Below are 23,765 nucleotides of genomic sequence, written 5' to 3' on the forward strand. Positions count from 1 at the left end.
TATCTCCGTTCAGTCCCAATCAACAAAGGTGTCGACAACCGCACGGTCGTATCCGCCAGCGGCCTTATAAAGCTGCTGCGAATAGGGGTGTTCGAGCGTGCCTTCGGCAAGTTGTCCGGCGGTGGCCCGTTCAACAATGCGGCCATGGTTCATGATGGCGATATCGTCACACATATGCGCCACCACGGCGAGATCGTGACTGACCATGATATAGGTCAGGCCAAGATCACGGCGCAACCGGCCCAGAAGGTTGAGCACTTCTGCCTGAATAGACACATCCAATGCCGATGTCGGTTCATCAAGCAGCAGAATTTTGGGTTCGAGAATAAGCGCACGGGCAATCGCCACACGCTGACGCTGCCCGCCGGAAAGCTGATGGGGGTAGCGGAACCGAAACGCGTTATCGAGCCCGACCTGCGTAAGGGCCTCGACCACGCGGGCATCGGAATTGCCCAGACCGTGAATATTGACCGGTTCGGTCAGAATGCGGTCAATGGTATGACGCGGATGCAGGGATCCGAATGGGTCCTGAAACACCATTTGCGCAAGGCGATAGAAATCCTTGTCGCGTTTGGGGCCAAGTTTCTTACCCTTGACTGTAATGGTGCCTTCCCAGTCATCGACAAGGCCGGTGACGGTGCGAAGGACGGTCGATTTACCCGACCCGGATTCGCCCACCAGACCAAATGATCCGTTGGCGGGAACGCTGATATCGACGTCTTTGAGCACGTGATTGTCATCGAACCAGGCGTTGAGTTTGCTGATTTCAATCATTTCTTTTTATCCCTCTGCCCAGCTTGCTTCACGTTCAAGGGTTGGCAGATCGGAATGATCCCCATCCATTTTCGGCAAGCAGTTCAAAAGGCCCTTGGTATAGGGGTGTTTGGCGTTGTGCAGTTCGGATGCCCGCAATTCTTCGACAACATGGCCCTGATACATCACCAGAACCCGGTCGCAGAAGCTTGAGATCAGTTGCAAATCATGGCTGATGAAAATCAGTGCCATGCCACGATCGCGCACCAGATCATCCAGAATTGCCATGACCTGAAGCTGTACCGTCACATCAAGGGCCGATGTCGGTTCATCGGCAATGATCAGTTCGGGATCGGGGATCAGCATCATGGCAATCATCACGCGTTGTCCCATGCCGCCCGATGTTTCGTGCGGGTAGGCGTTAAACACCCTTTCCGGATCACGGATTTTGACGGCTTCGAGCATTTCAAGGGCGCGAAGGCGGGCTTCCTTGGCATTGACCTTATGGTGTTCGCGGTAGGCCTCGATAATCTGATCGCCAATGGTCATGACAGGATTAAGCGAATATTTCGGGTCCTGCATGATCATGGAAATGCGCGCACCACGCACCTTGCGCCATTGCTTTGGCTTCAGATTGGCAAGATCGACATCGCGGAATTGCATTTTTTCAGCCCTGATCGTGCCGTTTGCCGCCGTCAACCCAAGGATGGCGCGCCCGGTCTGGGATTTACCCGACCCGGATTCGCCAACAATGCCAAGACGTTCACGACCAAGGTCAAACGACACACCGCGCACGGCGTGGACTTTGCCCTTTGGCGTGTTGAACGTGACTTCAAGGTTTTTGACGGTCAGAAGGGTTTCGGAACTCATGATCAATCCCCTCCGCGTGGATCAAGAACATCGCGCAGGCCATCACCCAGAAGGTTGAAGCCCAGACTGACAACAAAGATGGCAAGCCCCGGAACGGTGGCAACCCACCACTGTTCAAGCAGGAACTGACGCCCATCAGACACCATTGCCCCCCATTCAGGCATGGGCGGTTGTGCACCTAGACCGAGGAAGCCAAGACCGGCCGCAATCAGGATCATGCCGGCCATATCAAGCGTGACACGTACGACAAGTGAGCTCATGCACATCGGTGTGATGTGACCAATGATCAGGGCAAAGTTCGAGGTGCCCTGAAGACGGGCCGCTTCGATATAGTCTTCTTTGCGCACTGTGATGGTTTCTGCGCGTGCAATACGTGCATAGGGCGGCCATGCGGTAATCGCGATGGCAAGAATGGCGTTTTCAATCCCCGGTCCGAGTGCGGAAACAAAGGCCAGTGCCAAAATCAGTTTCGGGAATGCTAGAAAAACGTCGGTAATGCGCATCAAGACCGCATCAATCCACCCACCAAAGAAACCGGCAGCGGTGCCGACCAGAAGGCCAAGCGGGGCGGCAGTAATGGCGACCAGCCCAACGATAAGCAGGGTATATTGTGCGCCGTAAATCAGGCGCGACAGGATATCGCGGCCCAATTGATCGGTGCCAAACCAGTGATCGCCACTGGGCGGCTGAATACGGTTGGCAAGGTTTGCGGCAAGGGGATCATAGGGGGCCAGTAGCGGGGCAAAGATTGTGACAAGGATCAGGCCAACCACAACTGAAAGGCCAATCATGGCCAGTTTGTTTTCGGAAAACTTGATCCAGCCCAGCCACGCGCGGCCACATTTGGCCTGCCAGCGTGATTGTGGAGTGTCGGATGTCAGCCACTGTTTCAGGCCGGGTTTTGCGGTGGAGATTTGTGTGGTCATGGGGTTATCTCCGTGCCCGTGGGTCGAGGAAGCGATAGAGCACGTCAGACAGCATGTTCACGCTGATAAAGACGGCCCCCACGACAACAGTTCCACCCAGAACCGCATTCATATCGGCATTGAGCAGTGAATTGGTGATGTACAGACCAAGACCGGGCCAGGCAAAGATGATTTCGGTCAAAACCGATCCTTCGAGCAGGTTGGCATAGGATAGCGCAATCACGGTGACCAGTGGGACCATGACGTTGCCCAGCGCATGGCGCCAGATGATGCGATGTTCGGAGATGCCTTTGACCCGTGCGGTCAGAATGTATTCCTGACTGAGCTGTTCCAGCATGAAGGATCGGGTCATGCGGGCAATATAAGCCAGCGAGAAATAGGCAAGGATGGATGCAGGCAGAATGATATGTGACACCGCATTCCAGAACAGATCCATGTCGCCTTCGATCAGGGTGTCGACCAGCATCAAACCGGTAGTCGGTTCGATGAAATCGACATAAAATGCATCAAGGCGCCCCGGACCAGCAACCCAGTCAAGTTTCATATAGAAAACCAGAAGCCCCATAAGGCCAAGCCAGAAGATCGGCATCGAATAACCGGCAAGGCCAATGACGCGGACAACGTGATCGGGCCATTTTCCCTTGTTGATGGCGGCAAAAACACCCGCCGGGATGCCCAGAATGACACCGATAATGGTGGCTATGGTGGCAAGTTCGAGGGTGGCGGGGAAAACGCGTTTGATGTCTTCAAGGACAGGATTGGAGGTTAAAACAGACCGGCCAAAATCGCCTTGAAGGATATTGGAAATATAAATAAAGAATTGCTGCCAAAGGGGCAGGTTAAGGCCCATTTCTTCGCGCACGCGGTCATAGACGGCTTGCGGGGCACGGTCGCCAACGGCGGCCAGAACCGGATCAATTGGCAGAACGCGGCCAATCAGGAATGTGACCAGAAGCAGACCAAAGAATGTAATGGCCAGCGAAAAAACAAGGCGCAGGAGGCTTCCTGCCTTGCCAGAAGAGAGACGGGCGCGTGTGCGCCCGTCCCGGTTTTTGCGTGTAACAGCGGACATTACGACCGTTGTCTCCTTCGTCGAAAATTAGTCTTTGGTGACAAAGCGATAACTGTTGTTATCGAACGACGGAGCCAGGACGAGGTTGTTGACATTCTTGCGCATGGAAGCAATTTCAGTTTCCTGGAACATGATCACAAATGGACCATCCTCAAGCACCTTTTTCTGCAGATCAACATACATTTCTGCACGTTTGTCTCCATCACGCTCTAGAATGGCTTGGTCAACTTCGTCAGTCAGGGGGCCGGGATTCCATGAGTTGCGCCAAGTTAGAGGCTTTGCAGTTGCATCGTCGGAATTATCCGGATTCCAAGCAAAGGTCGATGCATTGGTTTGCGGATCCTGATAATCCGGGGACCAGCGACCGATATAGATATCGTGCTGACGTGCGCGGTATTTGGTCAGGGTCTGTTTGCCATCGCCCGGAATGATTTCCAGATTGATGCCCACCTGCGCCCAGGTTGCCTGGATCGACTGTGCCATCGCCATGATCGATGTGGTGTTCCGTGTATCCATGGTGACACTGAACCCATCGGCAAGGCCTGCTTCGGCCAACAGCGATTTGGCTTTTTCGATGTTCAGGTCGTATGGGTTTTCGTTATATGCCCCAAGGAAACCTTCGGGCAGGAATGCCTGATGGATTTGGGAACGACCCGCGAGGATGGTTTCAGAAATACCCTTGTAATCGACAAGGTATTTCAGCGCTTCGCGGACCTTCGGATTAGACAGATACTCATTTTTTTGCGACAGGCCAAGATACCAAAGCGCACCTTTGCCCTTTGACATGATCTTGATGTCGTCATCACCCTTGATTGATGCCAACTGATCGGCTTCAAGGTTACGGGCAATATCAATATCACCTTTCTCCAGAAGCAACTGCTGGGATGCGGCTTCTTTGACGTTGCGGATGATGACGCGCTTCATTTCCGGCACACCATCCCAGTAATTTTCATTTGCCGTCAGGCTGAGGCTTTGTCCGGCAGTCCATTTGTTCAATGCGAATGGACCCGAACCAGCATAGTTGGTTTTCATCCAGTCTGCCCCAAGATCACCATCGACTTCGTGAGCGAGGACTTCTTTCTTATCGACAACAGAACCAATACCTGCGGTCAGGCAATAGAGGACGAAACTTGGTGCATAAGGCTTGTCGAGTTCCATGACCAGCGTTGATGCGTCGGTCGCATAGATTTTTTCTTTGACGTTGTCCGGGGTAAGGCCGAACTGACCAAGAATAAAGGCCGGTGAGCCGTCAAGAAGCACCACGCGCTGTAACGAGAAAGCGGCGTCTTCGGCAGTCAGGTCGTTGCCCGAAGCGAATTTGATGCCATCACGGACTTTAAAGGTGAAGGTTTTGCCATCTTCTGAAACATCCCAGCTTTCAGCGATGACGCCATAGATTTTTGACACGTCGTCATTATCGTACCCGATCAGCCGATCATAGGTATTGCCGGCATATTCCAAACCGGTGAATTCGAACATCTGGGCCGGATCAAGCGTGATCATGTCATCAATGGCAAAGGCCATGACTAGTGCGTTTTTCGGCGTGTCGGCCTGTGCTGCCAATGGCGTCGTTATGAGCGCGGTCCCCATGACCAGCCCTGCAATAAATTTGCGCATGATGCGCCTCCCGTTTTGTTGTTGTGGGACAGCAGGCCTGAGCAATGCGTGTTTCAGACACCAGCATGAAACTGTATCTGAAAAATTCACATCACCTGAAAGTGGGGCGGCCTGCAAGATCGTTGTCTGTTGTTCGCGAAGCTGAGCATAAATTATACGATTAATCAATGACCAGACGGTCAGGATTGCCTAAATTCCACGCAATGGCGGTGTGAATTCAGATGTGTTCGCGTATCAGTTGTGAATTTCGGGCGTTTGGGCCCGTAAAGGACAGACACAAAAAATGAGGGCCGTCGGGAAGAGGGGATTCAGACACAAAAAAAGCCGCTTTTGAAAAGCGACTTTTGCATACTCTTGAAAAAGAGTGGCGCGAGTGACGAGACTTGAACTCGCGGCCTCCGGCGTGACAGGCCGGCGCTCTAACCAACTGAGCTACACCCGCGCGGTGTGTGGCGCGGTTTATATAAATACCGCTGTCTGCTGGCAAGTGTTTTCTGGCCGAAATTTCAAAGAAAAACAACGCCGACACTTTTGGTGTGATCAGGCGCATGAAATCGGCCAAAAACAAAAAAGCACCAGCGGTAAAACCGTGGTGCTTTTTTGTTTCATTCCCATTGGGAGGGAATGGCGCGAGTGACGAGACTTGAACTCGCGGCCTCCGGCGTGACAGGCCGGCGCTCTAACCAACTGAGCTACACCCGCATGGTGTGTGGCGCGGTTTATATAAGCGGCAGTGCGCTGTGGCAAGGGCTTTTTTGCAAAAAAATGAACCTTGCAGGCCCTGTTCCGGAGTTTCGTGGAAATATTTCTTTGTTTCAATGTGTTATGGGCCAAAATTGCGTGGCGAATTTTGTGTGTTTTAGAAGGTCAGATTGCGTGGATTAAGGAAGCTATCGCAGGGGATGAAAAGCCACGATCGACCATATGTGATGTCGCCTTGAACGCGCGCAGGGGGATTTGGTGCGGAAGGGGATCAATGCTGCAAAGAGCCGTCGTCAGGCATTGAAAAACAAAAAAGCACCAGCGGTAAAACCGAGGTGCTTTTTTGTTTCATTCCCATTGGGAGGGAATGGCGCGAGTGACGAGACTTGAACTCGCGGCCTCCGGCGTGACAGGCCGGCGCTCTAACCAACTGAGCTACACCCGCATGGTGTGTGGCGCGGTTTATATAAGTGGCTGTGCGCTGTGGCAAGGGCTTTTTGAGTGCGAAAAGTAATTTTCTTTACCGTATCGCTCAAAAGTTTAACCCGGCCCGTGAAATGCGCCTTCGCCGTTTCTGGTGCGCCAGTCCAGACAATTATTTATAGCGTAGAGTAAGATGATTGATTGCGTGTCACGGCGGTCAATATTGCTTTGCCCGCCGGATCGTTATTCGCGCGGCAGCTCATATCGTTCAGCAAGTTTGGTCAGGGCGGCAACGGTGGCTTGTTCCACAGTTGTGCCAAACCCGGTGACGCGGCTTGCCAGAATGACATAGAGAGAATCAATATGAAGCTGCGACACAAGAAGCTGTTTTTCGTTTGCAGTTGTCCTGTCCGCGACGAAGCTTTCCATTGATTTTGCAATCTGGGTCATCAGTGGATACTGGAACGTCCCTCCAAGGGCCTTTACCGAATAGGCAAGGTCACCGCAGGCCGCAACAGCCTCCGGGCGCTTGGATTTATCGCCCAGCGCGCCGATGACAATTTTTCGGCAATCCATAAGTTCCTTGCCGACGTCGCGCACAAAGGTCTCTGTGCTGCGCTGAACAACATTTTCGAGCTCTTCGAGCTGTTCGGGGGACAAATTAATGTCGAATCCCTTGACGAAATTTACAGCACGCCGCTTCAGGTCTGTCTGAGCCGGGATGATCTGTACGTTTTTCTTTTTCTTCGGTTCTTCTGGTGTCACGATTGCTCCGCTTCCCCAGTCATAATGTGTCATCCGTTACAGTTCCCTTCGGTCAGGGCCATCGAATTGTACCTGTCGACGGCGCCGATCGGGACCAAAATACGTTCCGGTATTAATGAAACGTCGTGGTCGCGCGATGACCGAAACCAAGCGACTGTACAGTGCCTTGGCATTGAAGGGTTTTGCAAGAAATTCTGTAATTCCAAGATCACGTGCTGTCGTCACATACTTCATTTCTGAATGTGCGGTCAGCATGATCACGGGGATAAAGCGGTTTGGTGAGTTGGTCGAATTGCGCATGACATCAAGGAATTCCAGTCCGTCCATGCCGCGCAACCGCCATTCGCAGACAACAATGTCAATTTGCTCGCGGCGTAGCACGTCAAAGGCGTCATTGGGCTTCTTAACCCGCTGAATATGACTGGCACCAAGATATGCGAGGGTATCATACACAACCTGTGCTGAAATCTTATCCCCGTCTACAATCAGAAAACTGATTTTACTAAAGTCGATTTTTGCGTTCATCCAGCCTTGCTTCCTGAGCATCATCACGAAATGCGTCGGTGTTCAGGGGAACAGCACCAAACCCCTAGTGTGCTGTTGGTCTTAAACCCTTATACCTTTGTCTGGTTTCCAGCAAGCGCAAACAGATCGGAAATCCGAGCTGAATTCTGACAAATACTGACGCGCAGACAGTTGAAGGTATTGAACAAATGACGTTTCAGTTTCTTATGTTTTTGCTCGTGCCCAAGAGAGCAGCCCATCATATTGGGCTGTCGTTCCCGGAGTAAAGGGGGAGGCTGTTTTATTTCAGGGGTTCGGTTGCGCCTTCTTCGTCAATGACCTGCACCGCAACGCCCGATTCCTCGAACATTTCGGTCGAAATTTTCATATCCTGTTCCCAACGTTCAAGAAAATCGTCGGTCAGTTTGCTTTTATCGACAAAAACTTCGGCGATGCCCGCCTGAATGATCGCACGTGCGCAGTCGCAGCAGGGAAAATGGGTCACATACAGCGCGCAGCCATCAAGCGATGTTCCCGTGTAACTGGCATTGTAAATGGCGTTGCGTTCGGCATGTTCGGTATAGGCGTATTTTTCCGGGCGTTGATGGCGACGTTCGACTGTGTCATCGACACCGCGCGGAAAACCGTTATAGCCAACAGCCCGGATTTCCTTTTTGGGGCCGATGACAACCGCACCAACCTGCGTGCTGCGATCCTTTGACCAGTCTGCGATATGTGCCGCAAGACCAAGAAAGCGATGGTGCCATTTGCTCATGAAAAGGGGCCCTGTTGCCAAAGGTGTATCAGATTAATCAGCGTGTCACATTTACGCAGCGCTGCGCATGCTATCAGGTCTTTTAAGAAGGTGCTCCTTGTAATTGTCCAGTGAAAAATCACATTTTTGTAAAGGCATTTAGTGAAAAGTCCCTGTTCAAAGCGGGGCTTATTGACTATTAAGGGGATACCCCCAGAAAAGATCAGGACGCCTTGACGCCTCGCCGCAGATGCAGGCCGAAGCGGAAGGGCTCATGTGTAACCCAAATAACAAGAGGTATTAGCCGATGCGCCGTCAACGTAAGGCGAAAATCATCGCAACCCTGGGGCCAGCGAGCTCTCATCCAGATATGCTGGAGAAGATCGTAAAGTCAGGTGTAGATGTTTTCCGGCTGAATTTTTCGCATGGTGAACATGCAGAACACCAAAAACGTTTCGAAGCAATCCGCGCTGTAGAATCCAAACTCGGCCGTCCAATCGGGGTTTTGATGGACCTTCAGGGTCCTAAAATTCGCGTCGGGACCTTTGCCGATGAGCAGATCGAGCTTGCGGCTGGTGATACGTTCAAATTCGACATGGACAAAAAGCCGGGTGACAAAAAACGTGTTTCCCTGCCGCATCCCGAGGTTTACGCAGCCCTGAAACCGGGCGCAAACCTTTTGCTCGATGATGGCAAGCTGCGTATGCGTGTTGAAAAATGCGATGACAAATCCGCAGAATGTACCGTGATCACCGGTGGACCGCTGTCCAATCGTAAGGGCGTTAACCTGCCTGACGTCATGTTGCCGATGTCACCGTTGACCGAAAAAGACCGTATCGATCTTGATTACGGTCTGGAAATGGGTGTTGATTTTGTTGCGCTGTCATTCGTTCAGCGTCCTGAAGATGTTGCCGAAGCCCGCAAAATCATTCAGGGCCGTGCGGCCATCGTTTCCAAACTGGAAAAACCGCAGGCGATTGAGCATCTTGCCGAGATTGTTGATCTGTCGGACATCATCATGGTCGCGCGTGGTGACCTTGGTGTTGAATGCCCGCCAGAAGATGTGCCGATCTTGCAGAAACGCATCATCAAGGCGTGCCGCGAAGCCGGTAAGCCGGTGATCGTTGCGACCCAGATGCTTGACTCGATGGTGTCAAACCCGACCCCGACCCGTGCCGAAGCCTCCGACGTTGCCACTGCCATTTATGATGGTGCCGATGCGGTGATGCTGTCTGCGGAAAGTGCGGTGGGTAAATATCCGCTTGAGACCGTTTCGATCATGGACCGTATTATGGTGCGGGTCGAAGAGGACGAGCTTTATTATCGTCTGCGCGATGCCAATCGTCCGGATCCGGAACACAATTCCCCGGATGCTATCAGTGCTGCTGCCCGTCAGGTGGCGGGGACCATTGGTGCCAAGGCTGTTGTGACCTATACCACGTCGGGTTCGACGTCGCTTCGTGCCGCGCGTGAGCGTCCGGAAGTTCCAATTCTGGGCCTGACGCCGAAAATCCAGACCGCACGTCGGATGACGTTGTGCTGGGGGGTGCATGCCGTGTTTACCCGTGATGCGACGAACTTCGCAGAAATGGTTGGCATTGCATGTGAAGTTGCCCAGCGCGAAGAATTCGCCAAGGTCGGGGATTCGCTGGTGATTACCGCAGGTGTGCCGTTTGGGACGCCCGGTGCAACCAACATCCTGCGCATTGCATGGGTTAGCTAACGGCGTCTTTGACGTTTGTTTGCCGATTTACCAAAACGGGTGGCTTTCAGGGCCGCCCGTTTTTCTTTGTCTGGCTTTTGGGCGACGAGGACGTGCTGTGGTCTAAAACAGGCCGGAAAGACTGGTCTGGCGTGGCGGGGCGTGGGGGGTTATGCCTGTCGTTGTATAGGCCTCTGTATTGTTAATGTTTTTTTGAGTCTTTCCGTCGATAGTTGATCGGTAATCAGGCATGTATCTGATGATATGTGATGATTGCAAATGGGGAGCCGAGAGTAGACGATCGGTCAGGTTGTGCGGCGCGCCACGTTCTGTTTAAACTGCGCTGACACAATAATAAAATCAGGGTGTTGACGGTTGTTAACACCGACCTGCCGCAAGGCACGGGACCAGGGGAATTGCTGCGACAATGCTGAGTTGGATGTTCAATCGGCAGAAAAATACGGGTGACGCGGGGCTGGATGATAAAGCCACGGCGAAGCTTCGTGACCTTGCTCAAACGGTCCGTACTGTTGCACCTGATGCCTTTGGTGCAGATCAGGCCAACGCACAGGCACGCCGGATTCCCCGAAAACAGTCCACCGACGATGTTCCCAATCTTTCGGCACTTGAACATGCTGCGCGCCTTTCATCGGAAATGGCCGACGCGGAAGACGATGAAGACAGCTCACCGGATTTTGACAGCGACGTTCGCATGGATGTTGCCCGGCGCCTGCGCCGCCATCTTGCCGATGTCAGCCCGTCCGAACGATTGACAATGGTTGATGAGTTCGTAGCGGCCATTGCCAATATGGGCGATTGCTATCGCCCGCAGGTCATTGCGCTGATTGATCAGGAACTTGGCCATACACCTTATATGACCCGTCAGGCCGCAACGCGCCTGCGTCAGGATATTCAGGCGATTGGCCGGGTATCGATTGGTGAATATATTGAACTTCTGAGCGATTCGGATTTCCTTGATGTCATGCGCGGTCGCGGTGAATTTGTTCAGACCGCTTCGGAACGGGCACGGTCCGAGCAGAAAGCCGCCGCAAAGGCGCGTCTGATTGAACAAAAATCCGAAAAAGAGAAGGGCGGTCTTTTGAACCGTCTGCTGTCATCTGATGAAACGCCGCGCAATGTTGTGGCATTGGCCCCGCATTTTGCCGAGCGTCTTGAAAAGAAACCGGCCGCACCGGCAAACGACTTGTTGGGCGGACAAAACCGTATTTCGCGGCAGGCACAACGCCGGATTGCGCATTTTATCATGGCGTCGCTGTTTGACACATTGGTTGAACAGGGGCGTATGCGGACCGAAGTTGCGCGCGCCATGCGCCAATCTGTACGCCAGCGTATCGAAAAGGCGCGGTTTGAAAACCGCATGCCGGCCCACGATCCGGCCGATGGCATGATGGTCGATATTTCTGATGGTCAGATGGAGGACCACGGCGAGGAAGTCGCATCAAATACCCAGATGACAATTGACCAGTATGTTCTTGATGCGCTGTCGCGCAACGAGGATGCACTGGTTGTTCAGGCGCTGGGGCATTATGCCCAGCTGCCGGTGGTTGTTGTATCCAAAATTCTTGATTCAGGCAGTGCGCGCGCAATCACCGCATTGGCATGGCGTTCGGGCATGACCGCACCGTCTGCGGTTGTCTTGCAGCTTAGCAGTGGCATTCCGGAAGCCAGTATCGAAAGTCCGGCCGCCGGCGGGCGCTATGCCCTGGCGACGACGGATATGGATTGGTATATCGATTTCTTTAACGATATGAAGCCATCGGTATCCAAGCCGCGCGTCGAAAAAGAACCTGATGCAGCCGCGCGTGAGCCAAAGCCGCGTGAAAACGTCGGACAAAGCCGCCGGACCCGCAAGGGAAGTGGCATTGAAGGATTGGTCTCTGATACCCGGCCCAAGGGTCGTAAGGGAGACTGAATGCCATGAGCAACAATCACGGCATTTCCTATGACGGGCTGAAATACGCGCTCAACATCAAGGAAACCTATCAGAGCAGAGAGCCGCTTACGGTGATGGGCGCTGCCAAGCAACTGCGTTTGTTGATGCCTGAACACTTGCTGAGCAATGATCTGGCCTTGATGCAATATGATGATCCGATTGCACTGGCAGTGATTGCGACCCGTGACCCGGAAAGCCCGATGGCACTTGCCGCGGCCATTCGTATGGGGCCGCACGCAAAGTGCAAGGAACTGATTACTGGCGTGTTTGAAGTGGTTTCTGATGCCACCAAACACGAACTGGTGGCCGATTGCGCCAAGCTTCTGACCAAGAATGCCTTTAGCCCGGAAGCATTTCATCTGGTGCGCACGCGCGCATCCAATCACGTTGTCGAAATTCGTGAATCCTATCGCCGGGCGATGGCCGAAAACCTTCGCGCCTTGCTTGACGGCAAAATGGTTGCGCGTGAGTTTGTCGAAGAGTTTATTGAACTGGCATCGAACGGCAATCTGCGCATCGATATATATCGCCGTCTGGTGATGAAATTGATGCGATCCGATGCAGTGCGGCCAAGCGTGAAATTCATGCTGCTTGAACGTCTTGATCAGTTCCCGCAGATGGTCAAGCTTCAGATTGTTAACGAGGTTAACTCCGCGCCGGATACCCCGGAGTACCAAACCTTAAAGCAGGAACTGCGCTGGATTTACGAAGCCAAGCAAAAGCAGCCAGCATCACAAACGCCGATAAATGCAGCGTCACGTCCGATCAAGGATATGGCGGCAGGCACGCAAATTGATTTTGGTGTTGCGGCTGGCCTTCACCGTCGCAACAGCATCATCAAACCCACAGAACAGACCTTAAAGCGCACGGTTAATCCACCGATGATGAGCAGCGGCGGGTTTAGTTCGCGCGAATTGTCGTCCTGGCTGAACTAGAGTCTGTTATTCCAAATAACACAGTTTAACCGACTAGCCGGGATTCGGCGGCGTTACTGTGTGGGCCTGTGTGAAGTCCGGCCTGTTTTTCCAGATATACCGTACAGATGACCCGCATCAAGGATGCGAAATTGGGAATATCGCCGCGTTGGGTGAAGACTTCGTCGTGGATTTTACCCAAAAACTGTGGGGTGCTAAATCCTTCGCCTGCGGCGATTTCATCGAGAATTTGCCAGAAGCGCAATTCAAGGCGCAGGCTGGTGACAACACCATTCATCCGAATAGACCGGCTTACGCACTGGTAGAGTTCGGGTTCGGTGCCGGAATATATTTGACACATATTGATGGCCTTTCCTGAAAGTGCTGTCGGTTATATTGGGTCGACAGCTTTATCTTTTTACAGGGCCATGGTCAGGCAAATGTCGCCCAAGCGCAATCAGCGATTGGGCGACATGCGATCACAATTTGATTTCGGTGCCCAGAACCACAAGGAAGGCAGCCATCCATTTAGGATGGGCGGGCCATGCCGGGGCGGTCACTAGGTTTCCATCAACACAGGCGTCATCAATGGCGATATCGGCATAGGTGCCACCGGCCATCTTTACCTCAGGTGCACAGGCCGGGTAGGCCGATACACGGCGATCTTTCAGGATGTCAGCCGCAGCAAGAAGCTGCGCGCCATGACAGACGGCGGCAATTGGTTTGTCGGCATCATTGAAGTCACGGACAAGTCGAATGACATCTTCGTTCAGGCGCAGATATTCCGGGGCACGTCCACCTGGGATCAGAACTGCGTCATAGTTTTCGGCACGTGCCGCGGAGAAGTCTGCGTTGAGTGCAAAGTTATGACCGCGTTTTTCGCTGTAGGTCTGATCGCCTTCAAAATCGTGGATGGCGGTTGCAATACTGTCGCCAGCCTTTTTATCCGGGCAGACCGTATCAACGTGATGGCCGACCGCCAACAGGGTCTGGAACGGAACCATTGTTTCGTAATCCTCGGCATAGTCGCCAACGATCATCAGAATTTTCTTTGCAGACATTCTTATCCTCCCGCAGGTTTTTGATCCCATGACTATAGGCCTGTTTACGGGCGCGCGGGTAACAGCGGGATACTACGTTATTTTTGCGCAACGGGTGACACAGGCCATTGGCGGATCGTCAGGCTTCTACGCATAAAAAAAGAGGCCTGATCGGGCCTCTTTTTAGTCGAAAGTCTTTTTGTCGGCGTGTCAGCTTTTCGAGGTATCTGTTTTCGAAGCTGGTGCCTTGCTTGCCGGTTTGGCCGCAGACTTGGTCGCGGTTTTTGCCGTGCTGGCGCGTGACCGGGTTGCTGGCTTTTTTGCCGGAGCCTTGGCAGCAGCGGGTTTCGCCGCTGGTTTTGCTGTTGCCTTGGCAACGCTTGCTGTTTCTGCGGTTTCTTTGATGTGCAAATCACGCTGCGGGAAGGGAATGGAGAAGCCCGCGGCTTCGAGTTCGGTTTTGGATTTGCGAGTCAGATCAAAGAAGGTCGGCCAGAAGTCTGCCGTTGCGACCCATCCACGTGCGGTTAGATCAACCGAGCTTTCACCAAGTGTGGCGACGAAGCTCATGGGTTCGGGGTCTTTGAGAACGCGCGGATCGGATGCCACAAGTTTTTTAAGGAATTCAAGTGCAGCATCAACGTCATCGTCATAGGCAATACCGACCTTGATATCGAGACGGCGGGTCGGGTTGCGCGAATAGTTTTTGATCGCACTATTCCAGATCTGCGAATTCGGGGCCGAGATAAAGACGCCGTCCGGCGTTTTTAGCAAGGTCGTAAACAGCGTGATTTCAACAACGGTTCCCGAAACAGAGCCAGCTTCGACAAACTCATCAACCTTAAGCGGGCGCAGCACAAGGATCATAACGCCAGCGGCGATATTTGATAATGTTCCCTGCAGGGCCAGACCAATGGCCAGACCGGCAGCACCGAGTACGGCGATGATACTTGCAGTTTGCACACCGAAGTTCGACAGAACGGCGATGAGAACAAAGATTAAAACCGTGTAGCGCGCGATGCTTGCGGCCAATGGTTTTAATGTTGAGTCGACAAATTTTGCATTCTTAAGTGAATGGCGGACAAGTGCAGCGGCACGTCCTGCGACCCACCAGCCGGCGATAAGAAGAATGATTGCGCCCAGAATATCCAGGCCGAAGCCCAAAGCGAAGGATTTCAGCGCTTCTGTGATCGTTGCAACATCGGTTTCAAGCATATGAACCTCGTCCGCTCCGTGTCATGGTTGTATTGATTGCTACTCATACGTTTGTATGAGATACTTAACAATACAGGTTTAGCAGCTGTTGAAAAGTAGCCAACAACACCGAAATGTAACTATCGCTATGGAACAGATCGTGTTTTCGTGCGTTTTACGTCATAATATAACCATCTTTGGTGATATATTGCTAATCTAATAACAACCTAAACGACAGGGGTAAGACATGCAGTTTCGTTCTTCCGTTCTTTTCGCTCTCGGCGGTGTTGCAATGCTGAGCGCGTGTAGCAGTGTCGACAACTCAGGCACTGCGGTTGCCTACGGTGGTAACCCACTGACTTATGGTAACTCTGTTTCCAGCGCGATTTCTGGTCAAGAGCCGTCAACCAGCTTTGGCAAGGCGCTTAAGGCAGAATACATTGCCTATGCGCAGCGTGAAGCTGATGAATGGTATGACTTCTTCGATGCTGACTTCTTTGCCAAGAAAGCAGGCAAAGTTGCAGAAAACGAAACACTTCTTCCAGAAGATCCGGCCAACTGGCGTTTCTCTGATGAAGAAGTTGCCCAGAAACGTGCAGTTCGTGATGAGCTTATCGCGCTTTTGGACGACGGCAAACGTGAAGAAAAACCTGAGACCGCAGCAATCGCGCAGGCGCGTTTTGATTGCTGGATCGAAGAAAGTGAAGAAGGCTGGCAGAACGACCTGATCAGCCAGTGCTGGAAAGATTTCGAAGCAGCGATGGCTGAACTTCGTAAAGAAGAAATGGCAACTCCGGTTGCTGCAGTCGCGCCGAAAGAAAGCCGTCTGTTCACGATCTTCTTCGATTTTGACAGCGTTGCAATTACACCGGTTTCCGAACGTGTTCTTGATGCCGCTGCTGAGCAGTGGGCACAGAGCATGGGCACCATCAACGTTGTTGGTCACGCCGATTCTTCTGGTGCAGCAGCCTACAACTTGAAACTGTCCGAGCGTCGTGCTTCGGCAGCATTGAGTGAGTTGACCGGTCGCGGCATTAAAGGCGACTCTGTTGACACCGATGCGGTTGGTGAGGGTGAACTCCTTATCCCGACTCCGGATGGTGTTCGTGAGCCGCGTAACCGTCGTGTGACGATCTCCGTCGACTAATCGACGACGTTTACCAAATCTTCGGCAACGAGGTGGCATAGTGCCACCTCGTTGTTTTTGTATGTGGTTTTGGGAAACAAAAACTTTTTGGCGTAATTGCAGTTGAAATTGGCGCTAATCTGCATAATGTCTGCTGTAGATTTATACCAAAGAGCTAAAGGCGGGGACGTATAATGGGGGCCTTGAAGTTGGTCTTTTCTCGACGTGCATGTTGTGCTGTGTTGGGCATGGCGATGATGGCGGTTGTTTCTCCGCGGGTTGCGCAATCTGCTGACGTTACGCCGGTTATGCCCTTTGAGAAATATTTTGCTGATCAGCGCGGTGACGGAAAGTTTCTGCGGTTTAACGCATTTTCTGGCGAAATCCCGGGTAAACGCATCAAAGCATTGCTGCGATCCGGTCAGGTTATCGGTGATCGCATCTTGCTGGCAGAAGACGTCGCGGTCTATTTCCCGGATGGCTATATTGTTCAGTCACAAACCCGGTTCGGCAAATACATCCCCAAAGTAGGTCTTAAGGCGTCATCGGTTGTCAAACGCGACCATCTGATGGAAAACCCGCGCTATGCACTGGTCGGAAATTTCGATCAGATTCTTGGTAAAGAATGTGCGCGTAGCGAATACGCCAATGGTTTCGCAGCCCTTCGGATCAAGCGTGATGGTGTGATGTCACTGGTTCTTGAGACATCGGGCCTGTATGACCCGCTGGTTGACGAACAGACCACCACCTATACCGTTACAAGTGCTGTCCAGTCTGTGTTTATGGGCAATCAGGGTTTGATGCCTGAATTGCTGTTGAAATGCGGGCGAGGTTAATTCCGACCGACACCGGTAACATCAAAGATACAAGGCACCGGAATTCCCGGTGCCTTTTTGTTTGTCGATTTGCGATTTACGGCAATATGGCTTAGCTGACGTGCCAATCGGCGGCGAACAGGCGGGGTATTTCAATCGCCGGGCAGCGGTTCATGATAGCAACCAGTCCCGCATCAACCGCCTTATCGGCGGCAGCCACATTGATCACACCAAGTTGCATCCAGACCGATTTGGCCCCAATCGCGATGGCCTCGTCGATAACACCAGCCGCGTCATCACTGTTGCGGAAAATATCGACCATATCGACCGGTTCATTGATGTCTGAAAGTTGTCCCACAACCGTCTGCCCGTGAATTTGGTGTCCGGCCTGCCCGGGGTTGACGGGGATAACGTGATATCCGCGATCAAGAAGGAACTTTAAAACCCCGTTGGATGGGCGTTCCGGCTTTGGGCTCGCACCGACAAGGGCGATGGTTTTTGTGTTCGATAGCAGTGTTTTAACGCCGCCATCATCCGGATTTGAAAATTCGGTCATCTCTCACATCCGCTGTTTGTTAAATGTATCACTGCTTTGAAGTTATATGATATTTTTCGCTTGGCAACTGGCAGGCTATTAACAGGTGTTCGGGCCGGTGACGTGATCATGGATCGCGGGGGCCTCGCGGAAAGTTGAAAGCGAGTTTAGGTGACGCGCGCTCTAAAAAGCGGTTGTGTGACTTATCAGTTCATTTTGACGGACATCTATTGCATGTATCCTTGGCTTGATCCTTCGGGGCGCTTCTCGTTCTTTAAGCTTACAGTCTTTGTGGCCCTTATTGTGCCGGGGGTTCTGCTGCTGTGGCCGGTCGTGCTTGAAGGTGGCGCGACCATTCCGGTCAAGGAAGCCATCCTTGAAAGCGGTGATTGGACGATCCGGATACTGCTGATATCACTATTGATTACGCCGCTTCGCCGGATCACACGGTTTTCAAAACTGGTGCAAGTGCGCCGCCAGATCGGTGTTGCTGCATTTGTCTATGTGATAATTCATCTATCGCTTTATGCGATCAGCCAGAACCTTGATCTTGGCAAAATCGTAAGCGAGATTTTCTTGCGGATTTATCTGACCATCGGGTTTGCTGCGGTTGTCGGGCTGTCGATCCTTGCTGCGACATCGACGAAGGCTGCCATGCGCAAGCTTGGGGCCAACTGGTCGCGCCTGCACAAGGCAAGCTATGGCATTGCCATTTTGGGCGCACTGCATTTCTTTATGCAGTCAAAGATCGACGTCAGCGAAGCGACCCTGATGGCCGGGTTCTTTGTTGCGCTTATGCTTTATCGCTTTGCGCATTGGCGCGGGTGGTCCTTGCGCAGTTTTATGCCGCTTCTTGCCGTATCCGTGGTGGCCGGGTTGGCGACGGCGGGTATTGAATATGCGTGGTACGCGCTTGCAACCGGCGTTCCCGCAGATCGCGTGTTTGCCGCCAATCTTGAATGGATGTGGCCGATGCGCCCGGCCTGGACTGTTTTCCTGACCGGGCTTTTCATGATCGTTGTCTGTCAGTTTGGGCGCGATGGTGCTGCGCGCACCGTGATTGCAAATGTGATGGCCAGTCTGCGGCTTAAACCGCAGCACTCGCGCGGCGGGTAAGGGCGGTTAGAAGACCAGCCCCGATCATCACCGCACCGCCGGTGCGGGTCAGGCGGCGCATGGCAGCGGGATTGCGAAACCGTTCGCGTAAGGCCGATGCCATCACCGCCCAAATCGTTACATTTACCGCCGCCAGAATGACAAAGGTTGTTGTCATGATGATGAACTGTGGCAAGACCGGGCTGCTTGCGGTGACGAACTGCGGCACAAAGGCGATGAAGAATACAATGCCCTTGGGGTTGAGTGCGGTCACGATATAGGCCTGCAAAAACATCCGTGATGGTCGGTTGCGCTTGGCGTCGGCGTTGTCTTCAAGCACGCCCGGCTTTTCGCGCCACATCTTGATCCCAAGATAAATCAGATATCCCGCGCCACACAGTTTCAGGACGGTAAAAGCATCGGCCGAGGTTGCAAGCAGCGCACCCGCACCGGCAAGCGATACGGTCATCGCGGTTAAATCGCCCAACGCCACACCGGGAACCGTTGCCCATGCCGTTTGACGACCCTTGCCCAAGGCATAACTTACCACAAGCATGATGGTCGGGCCGGGAATGGCCAGAACAATGGAGCAGGCCACAACATAGGCAAGCCAGATTTCAATCGACATATCGAAACTCCGCAATGCTGGAATATTGAAAGATTGGGTATTCTTATCTGGTAATGAGGGATCGGTTATTCATGGCGCCATGTCGGATGGCGTTTTTCGACGAACGCCCCGATACCTTCGCGGGCATCGTGTTTTTGCATGTTGCCGGTCATGACGGCGGATGCATAAGAATACGCGTCCGAAAGCGGCATTTCGAGTTGCTTGTAAAAGGCCTGCTTGCCGGTTTGCACCGTCATGCCCGACCGTTCGGCAATGCCGTGCGCCAGTTTTGTCGTGGCATCGTCAAGGTCGGCGTCGTCGGTGACATCCGACACCAAACCCATGGAAAAGGCCGTTTCGGCAGGGATCGGATCACCGGTCAGCAACATGCGCATGGCATGTTTGCGCGCGATATTGCGGCTGAGTGCGACCATCGGGGTTGAACAAAACAACCCGATATTGACCCCCGGTGTGGCGAATTTGGCCGATGTACCCGCCACGGCCAGATCGCAACTGGCGACAAGCTGGCATCCAGCCGCGGTCGCCATGCCATGTACCTTGGCAATGACCGGTTGGGGCAGGGTGACGATCCGCATCATCAGATCACTGCATTGGGAAAACAGGGTGGCGTGTTTGTCGCAGTCCGAAATCCCGTTCATTTCCTTTAAGTCATGACCAGCGCAAAAGACCGGTCCTTCGGCGGCCAGAATAACGCAGCGGATATCGCGATCAGTGGCGATGGCGTCGAAAATATCGTGCAAGGATTTCATCATCGCGCAGGAAAGTGCGTTTCTGCGTCCCGGATTGGTAAGGGTTACGGTGGCAACACCGTCTTGATCGTGTCGGGTGGCAAGCGGCGTCTCGATGCGTTCATCAACCATTGGTGTACTCCCTATCAACCGCATTCACGCGGTAATTCTTATTTTCTTATACATATTGTCGTAGTAGAATTGCACGTAACAGGAAAAAAATAAAACCCTGCAGGACGCCATTTTGGGGTGGCTTGCTGCCATATCAGGCGAGTGGCTGTGGATGAGCAAAGATCAAATGCGTAAACCGGGGCGGGCCCCAGGTCGTTTTGTGACGACCAAGACCATTATCGAAACCCGCAGGCCCAAGACGCCGGTGGCCGCAACACCGATCAAGCGTTTTGACCGGAAAGACGCAATGGAGCGCGATCTTGACCGGTATCGCGCCGATGCCCGTGCACGTTTGTTGCGCAACGGATTTGATGTGCCCGCGTACCTTATGCCCAAACCCCCAGTCAGCGAGGACGAAGAGGGGAATCTCCCTGAAATTGATCCGGATGAAGTGCGCGACGTTCACAGCCACGTTATGACAGGCCCGAAGCCAGCCCCGCTGGCCAAGGTTAACAATGCACCGCTTGCGCCGGCCAAAGCCACAGCAGTCAGCAACGCATCAACCGCCAAGCCATCGCGCCATGTTCATGTACAGGGTGGTGTGGCGCAAAAGCTTCATCGAGCGGCACCCGTAAACGGCGGTGCTGTTGGCGATGCGCAGACGGCGGGCGAAAACACCGCTTATCAGGATTATATCGACAGTCTGGATGGTGGCCCGACATTGCTTGATCACATGCGGGGCGACGATGCCCCGATCAAGGGGCGGGTGGATGATCTTAAATCGGCCGAAGAGACAAAATCACGCATTGATCTGCCAGATAATTCGTCCAGTTGGGTGGCGCGTGATGGGGCTAAAAATACACCCGGCATGAACCGATCAGGTATGGCAAAACCCAAATCAGGGGCACGGCGGCCTAAGCGCCAATCTGCTGGCGGTGCGCCGCTCAACTGGAACAAGGTCCTGCCAAAGATCGCGGCCTATATGGTTGCGGCTGTTGGTATTGGCTATGTTCTGGTTCTGACGGTCAATCAGTTCTCTGTGATTTTGGGCAAATAAACGCTGCCCATTGTCTGCCGCATTCACCATATAAACTATGAGAGTATCAAGCCGTTCGGTGCCGAAGAAAGATATTTGGCATGGGCGGTTGACCCATTGGGCAATCAATGTTGTCGATGGGGCTTAAGATGAGTGGCAGACGTCAGGCATGTTTGGGGCATGGTCTGACGATCATGTGAAAAGCCTGCCATATAATAAAGACTACACACGATTTTGGGGCATTATGGGTGAGGGGATGTGTGAACATTCGTGATCCGGGCCGCCTAAACAATTTGGCCGGGATGAGGGGGCGACGTTAACCCTTGGTTCGGAGGCAGCGTGTGGCGCTGTAAAGTCGCTATGACAAGTGATGTAAAAGGTCAGGAAGACCGCCGTCCGGTATATCTTCCCGAGAACCGCCATCATTGGGCATCCAATGATGAAGTCGATAAACCTGTGGTCGATGTTACGCGTGGACCGATCCGGGCCCGATTTCGGCGTAACCGGAACACCGGGCCGTCGATGTCGGTGGGGGAATGGATGCGCGCCAACCTTCCAAAGATCGGGGCAACATCAATTGTTGCGATTGTCATTCTGTGTGTTGTTGCCACGATCTATACCGATATGGCCCGTATTGTGATGGATTAACGCAACGTCGAATGAGCGTTGTGCTTTGGTCGTAGGTTGGGCAATGCGTGTCTGTAAATATTGACGTTAACGTAAACGTTATGTCAGTCTTCCGGTTGATGATGAAAGATGCTGTATCAAGCAAGACAGCACAGCAGGGAGACGACCCAATGACCCACACCCAAACCTTTCCGGCAGGTTCTGGTATCACGCCAGCCGATTTCGATGCCATCATGCGTGAAAAAGTGCCGTTTGTCGGGGACATGGGGGTGATCACTGAACGGTTGACCGATGACACCGCCACGTTGCGTTTGCCGTTTAACGAACGGTATTTACGTCCGGGCAATGTCGTGACCGGCCCGGCGATTTTTGCGCTGGCCGATATTGCGCTTTATGCCGTGGCGTGGCTGGTCGTGCCCAAGGCCGATCTGGCGGTGACGACCGAAGCGACGGTGCATTTCCTGTCCGGGGCCAAGCCCGGTGATTTGATTGCCGAGGCCAAAATCCTTAAGGCGGGCAGGCGGCTTTTGATTGCGGAATGTCATATAAGGTCTGCTGTCGATGACAGCCTGTGTGCGCATGTGATTGGCACATATGCGATGCCACCGGCGTAAAAACCGGATAAAATAGTGTGGTAAAATAATACCTCGTTATTTAAGTTATTGATTTGAAAAGAAATATTCCTGTTGTTTTCCTGTTGAATACTGGCATAATGCGCCGACTTTCAACGAGGGAACATTCCCTCCGTGGAACCCAGTTTTCGAGTATAGAAATAATGAAAACCTTCTCTGCGACACCGAGCGACATTGAGCGCAAATGGTTCGTGGTCGACGCCCAAGACGTCGTCCTTGGCCGCCTTGCTGCTGTTGTTGCCAATCGTCTTCGTGGTAAGCACAAAGCGATGTTTACTCCGCACATGGATTGTGGCGATCATATCGTCATCGTCAATGCTGAAAAAATCAAACTTACCGGCCGTAAACTTCAGAACAAGAAGTTCTATTGGCACACCGGTTATCCGGGCGGTATCAAAGAACGCACCATGGACAAGCTCCTGAACGGTGAGCATCCGGAACGCGTGATCATCAAAGCTGTTGAGCGTATGATGTCCCGTGGCCCGCTGCGCAGCCAGGTTCTTTCCAAGTTGCACGTCTATGCAGGCACCGAGCATCCGCATGACGCTCAGAAGCCGGAAGTCCTCGACGTTGCGGCTATGAACGAAAAGAATAAGCGGAGTGCTAAGTAATGGCCGAAACTAAAACTCTTGAAGATCTCAAGGATCTGGCACAGGGCGGCGAAACCGTTTCTGCAGCTGCAGAAGGCACCCTGCCGGAACCAAAGATCGACGCACAGGGCCGTTCCTATGCAACTGGCCGTCGTAAGAACGCAATTGCACGTGTCTGGATTAAACCGGGCTCAGGCAAAGTCACCGTCAATGGCCGCGAATTCGAAGATTACTTCGGTCGTCCGGTTCTGCGCATGGTGATCAACCAGCCGTTCACCGTCACCGATCGTAAAGATCAGTTTGACGTTGTTTGCACCGTTAACGGTGGTGGCCTTTCTGGTCAGGCCGGTGCGGTTCGTCACGGTATCTCACGTGCACTGACCTCCTTTGAGCCGGCACTGCGTCCGTCGCTTAAAGCTGGTGGGTTCCTTACCCGTGACTCACGTGCAGTCGAACGTAAAAAATACGGTCGTGCAAAAGCGCGTCGTAGCTTCCAGTTCTCGAAACGTTAATTCGTTTCCGGGCAGTACGCCCAACATTTTATTGGAAAAGCGTCACTTTCGAGTGGCGCTTTTTCTGTTTGTGGTAGCGCATTCGGGTGGCATTCGGCTGTGATTTTGCCTGTCGGCAAAGCCAATAAAAAGCGGCGTCT

Annotated in this window: 25 protein-coding genes and 3 tRNA genes; 11 read left to right on the forward strand and 17 right to left on the reverse strand. The window is 52.9% G+C overall.

The features are described 5' to 3' along the window. Positions 1–9: 9 nt before the first annotated feature. The 11 genes from K355_RS0102095 to K355_RS0102145 form a co-directional block, all read right to left on the reverse strand. Entirely contained in the window at positions 10–774 is a 765-nt protein-coding gene (locus K355_RS0102095) for an ABC transporter ATP-binding protein (RefSeq protein ID WP_022730462.1), read from the reverse strand. Positions 775–780: 6 nt separating this feature from the next. Then, positions 781–1,623: an ABC transporter ATP-binding protein gene (locus K355_RS0102100; RefSeq protein WP_022730463.1), complete on the reverse strand. Its 843-nt coding sequence runs from the start codon at positions 1,621–1,623 to the stop codon at positions 781–783. A 2-nt stretch (positions 1,624–1,625) separates the two neighbouring features. Further along, complete coding sequence (gene nikC / locus K355_RS0102105) at positions 1,626–2,549, reverse strand: nickel transporter permease (RefSeq protein WP_022730464.1); 924 nt, start codon at positions 2,547–2,549, stop codon at positions 1,626–1,628. Positions 2,550–2,553: 4 nt separating this feature from the next. Further along, positions 2,554–3,621 carry an ABC transporter permease gene (locus K355_RS0102110; protein WP_022730465.1) on the reverse strand — a complete coding sequence of 356 codons (1,068 nt, stop codon included), beginning with the start codon at positions 3,619–3,621 and terminating at the stop codon, positions 2,554–2,556. Between the two features lie 27 nt (positions 3,622–3,648). Then, on the reverse strand, positions 3,649–5,238 hold the full coding sequence (locus K355_RS0102115) for an ABC transporter substrate-binding protein (RefSeq protein ID WP_022730466.1): 1,590 nt from the start codon (positions 5,236–5,238) through the stop codon (positions 3,649–3,651). A gap of 365 nt (positions 5,239–5,603) precedes the next feature. Beyond that, a tRNA-Asp gene (locus K355_RS0102120) sits at positions 5,604–5,680 on the reverse strand. Between the two features lie 183 nt (positions 5,681–5,863). Further along, positions 5,864–5,940, reverse strand: a tRNA-Asp gene (locus K355_RS0102125). A 368-nt stretch (positions 5,941–6,308) separates the two neighbouring features. Then, positions 6,309–6,385 (reverse strand) — tRNA-Asp (locus tag K355_RS0102130). Between the two features lie 221 nt (positions 6,386–6,606). Further along, on the reverse strand, positions 6,607–7,128 hold the full coding sequence (locus tag K355_RS0102135; protein WP_245562886.1) for a transcriptional regulator: 522 nt from the start codon (positions 7,126–7,128) through the stop codon (positions 6,607–6,609). A gap of 36 nt (positions 7,129–7,164) precedes the next feature. After that, positions 7,165–7,653: a response regulator gene (locus tag K355_RS0102140; RefSeq protein ID WP_022730468.1), complete on the reverse strand. Its 489-nt coding sequence runs from the start codon at positions 7,651–7,653 to the stop codon at positions 7,165–7,167. A gap of 280 nt (positions 7,654–7,933) precedes the next feature. After that, entirely contained in the window at positions 7,934–8,407 is a 474-nt protein-coding gene (locus tag K355_RS0102145) for a deoxycytidylate deaminase (protein WP_022730469.1), read from the reverse strand. Positions 8,408–8,693: 286 nt separating this feature from the next. On the opposite strand from K355_RS0102145, the gene pyk reads away from it, so the two are divergent. From pyk to K355_RS0102160, 3 genes are all read left to right on the forward strand, one after another. Beyond that, positions 8,694–10,109 (forward strand): pyruvate kinase, encoded by a 1,416-nt coding sequence (gene pyk / locus K355_RS0102150; RefSeq protein ID WP_022730470.1) that lies wholly within the window; start codon positions 8,694–8,696, stop codon positions 10,107–10,109. 406 nt (positions 10,110–10,515) lie between these two features. Next, entirely contained in the window at positions 10,516–12,021 is a 1,506-nt protein-coding gene (locus K355_RS0102155; protein ID WP_022730471.1) for a DUF2336 domain-containing protein, read from the forward strand. A 5-nt stretch (positions 12,022–12,026) separates the two neighbouring features. Further along, complete coding sequence (locus K355_RS0102160; protein WP_022730472.1) at positions 12,027–12,977, forward strand: hypothetical protein; 951 nt, start codon at positions 12,027–12,029, stop codon at positions 12,975–12,977. Between the two features lie 25 nt (positions 12,978–13,002). On the opposite strand, the gene K355_RS0102165 is transcribed toward K355_RS0102160, so the two are convergent. The 3 genes from K355_RS0102165 to K355_RS0102175 all read right to left on the reverse strand — a co-directional run bounded on the left by K355_RS0102165 (position 13,003) and on the right by K355_RS0102175 (position 15,211). Beyond that, a complete protein-coding gene (locus tag K355_RS0102165; protein ID WP_022730473.1) occupies positions 13,003–13,317 on the reverse strand; it encodes a ribbon-helix-helix domain-containing protein in 315 nt (104 codons plus the stop codon). A gap of 118 nt (positions 13,318–13,435) precedes the next feature. Beyond that, the gene (locus K355_RS0102170) at positions 13,436–14,017 is read right to left on the reverse strand and encodes a DJ-1/PfpI family protein (RefSeq protein WP_022730474.1); all 582 of its coding nucleotides are present in this window, start codon (positions 14,015–14,017) and stop codon (positions 13,436–13,438) included. A gap of 189 nt (positions 14,018–14,206) precedes the next feature. Further along, positions 14,207–15,211, reverse strand: a complete 1,005-nt coding sequence (locus K355_RS0102175; protein ID WP_022730475.1) for a mechanosensitive ion channel family protein — start codon at positions 15,209–15,211, stop codon at positions 14,207–14,209. 226 nt (positions 15,212–15,437) lie between these two features. On the opposite strand from K355_RS0102175, the gene K355_RS0102180 reads away from it, so the two are divergent. Together K355_RS0102180 and K355_RS0102190 are read left to right on the forward strand one after the other, a co-directional pair. Next, complete coding sequence (locus K355_RS0102180) at positions 15,438–16,337, forward strand: OmpA family protein (protein WP_022730476.1); 900 nt, start codon at positions 15,438–15,440, stop codon at positions 16,335–16,337. A gap of 173 nt (positions 16,338–16,510) precedes the next feature. After that, positions 16,511–17,152 carry a hypothetical protein gene (locus K355_RS0102190; protein ID WP_022730478.1) on the forward strand — a complete coding sequence of 214 codons (642 nt, stop codon included), beginning with the start codon at positions 16,511–16,513 and terminating at the stop codon, positions 17,150–17,152. Positions 17,153–17,243: 91 nt separating this feature from the next. Here the strand turns inward: K355_RS0102190 and K355_RS0102195 are convergent, their stop codons facing one another. Continuing rightward, positions 17,244–17,687, reverse strand: a complete 444-nt coding sequence (locus K355_RS0102195) for a CoA-binding protein (protein ID WP_022730479.1) — start codon at positions 17,685–17,687, stop codon at positions 17,244–17,246. Between the two features lie 213 nt (positions 17,688–17,900). Here K355_RS0102195 and K355_RS0102200 point away from each other — a divergent pair, with 213 nt between their 5' ends. Continuing rightward, entirely contained in the window at positions 17,901–18,782 is an 882-nt protein-coding gene (locus K355_RS0102200) for a protein-methionine-sulfoxide reductase heme-binding subunit MsrQ (RefSeq protein ID WP_022730480.1), read from the forward strand. Here K355_RS0102200 and K355_RS0102205 read toward each other — a convergent pair. Together K355_RS0102205 and K355_RS0102210 are read right to left on the reverse strand one after the other, a co-directional pair. After that, a complete protein-coding gene (locus tag K355_RS0102205) occupies positions 18,754–19,389 on the reverse strand; it encodes a LysE family translocator (protein ID WP_022730481.1) in 636 nt (211 codons plus the stop codon). The genes K355_RS0102200 and K355_RS0102205 overlap by 29 nt on opposite strands. A gap of 65 nt (positions 19,390–19,454) precedes the next feature. Further along, positions 19,455–20,249, reverse strand: a complete 795-nt coding sequence (locus K355_RS0102210; RefSeq protein WP_022730482.1) for an enoyl-CoA hydratase — start codon at positions 20,247–20,249, stop codon at positions 19,455–19,457. Positions 20,250–20,400: 151 nt separating this feature from the next. Between K355_RS0102210 and K355_RS0102215 the strand changes: the two genes are divergently transcribed. From K355_RS0102215 to rpsI, 5 genes are all read left to right on the forward strand, one after another. Continuing rightward, the gene (locus K355_RS0102215; protein WP_028791225.1) at positions 20,401–21,285 is read left to right on the forward strand and encodes a hypothetical protein; all 885 of its coding nucleotides are present in this window, start codon (positions 20,401–20,403) and stop codon (positions 21,283–21,285) included. A 339-nt stretch (positions 21,286–21,624) separates the two neighbouring features. Next, positions 21,625–21,912, forward strand: a complete 288-nt coding sequence (locus K355_RS0102220; RefSeq protein ID WP_022730484.1) for a hypothetical protein — start codon at positions 21,625–21,627, stop codon at positions 21,910–21,912. Positions 21,913–22,061: 149 nt separating this feature from the next. Then, positions 22,062–22,505 carry a PaaI family thioesterase gene (locus tag K355_RS0102225; RefSeq protein ID WP_022730485.1) on the forward strand — a complete coding sequence of 148 codons (444 nt, stop codon included), beginning with the start codon at positions 22,062–22,064 and terminating at the stop codon, positions 22,503–22,505. Positions 22,506–22,666: 161 nt separating this feature from the next. After that, positions 22,667–23,134 (forward strand): 50S ribosomal protein L13, encoded by a 468-nt coding sequence (gene rplM / locus K355_RS0102230; protein WP_022730486.1) that lies wholly within the window; start codon positions 22,667–22,669, stop codon positions 23,132–23,134. Continuing rightward, positions 23,134–23,625: a 30S ribosomal protein S9 gene (gene rpsI / locus K355_RS0102235; protein WP_022730487.1), complete on the forward strand. Its 492-nt coding sequence runs from the start codon at positions 23,134–23,136 to the stop codon at positions 23,623–23,625. Before rplM ends, rpsI begins: the two co-directional genes overlap by 1 nt. The last annotated feature ends 140 nt before the right edge of the window (positions 23,626–23,765 follow it).

It is taken from the genome of Thalassospira lucentensis MCCC 1A00383 = DSM 14000, assembly GCF_000421265.1.
GTDB classification, from domain to species: Bacteria; Pseudomonadota; Alphaproteobacteria; order Rhodospirillales; family Thalassospiraceae; genus Thalassospira; species Thalassospira lucentensis.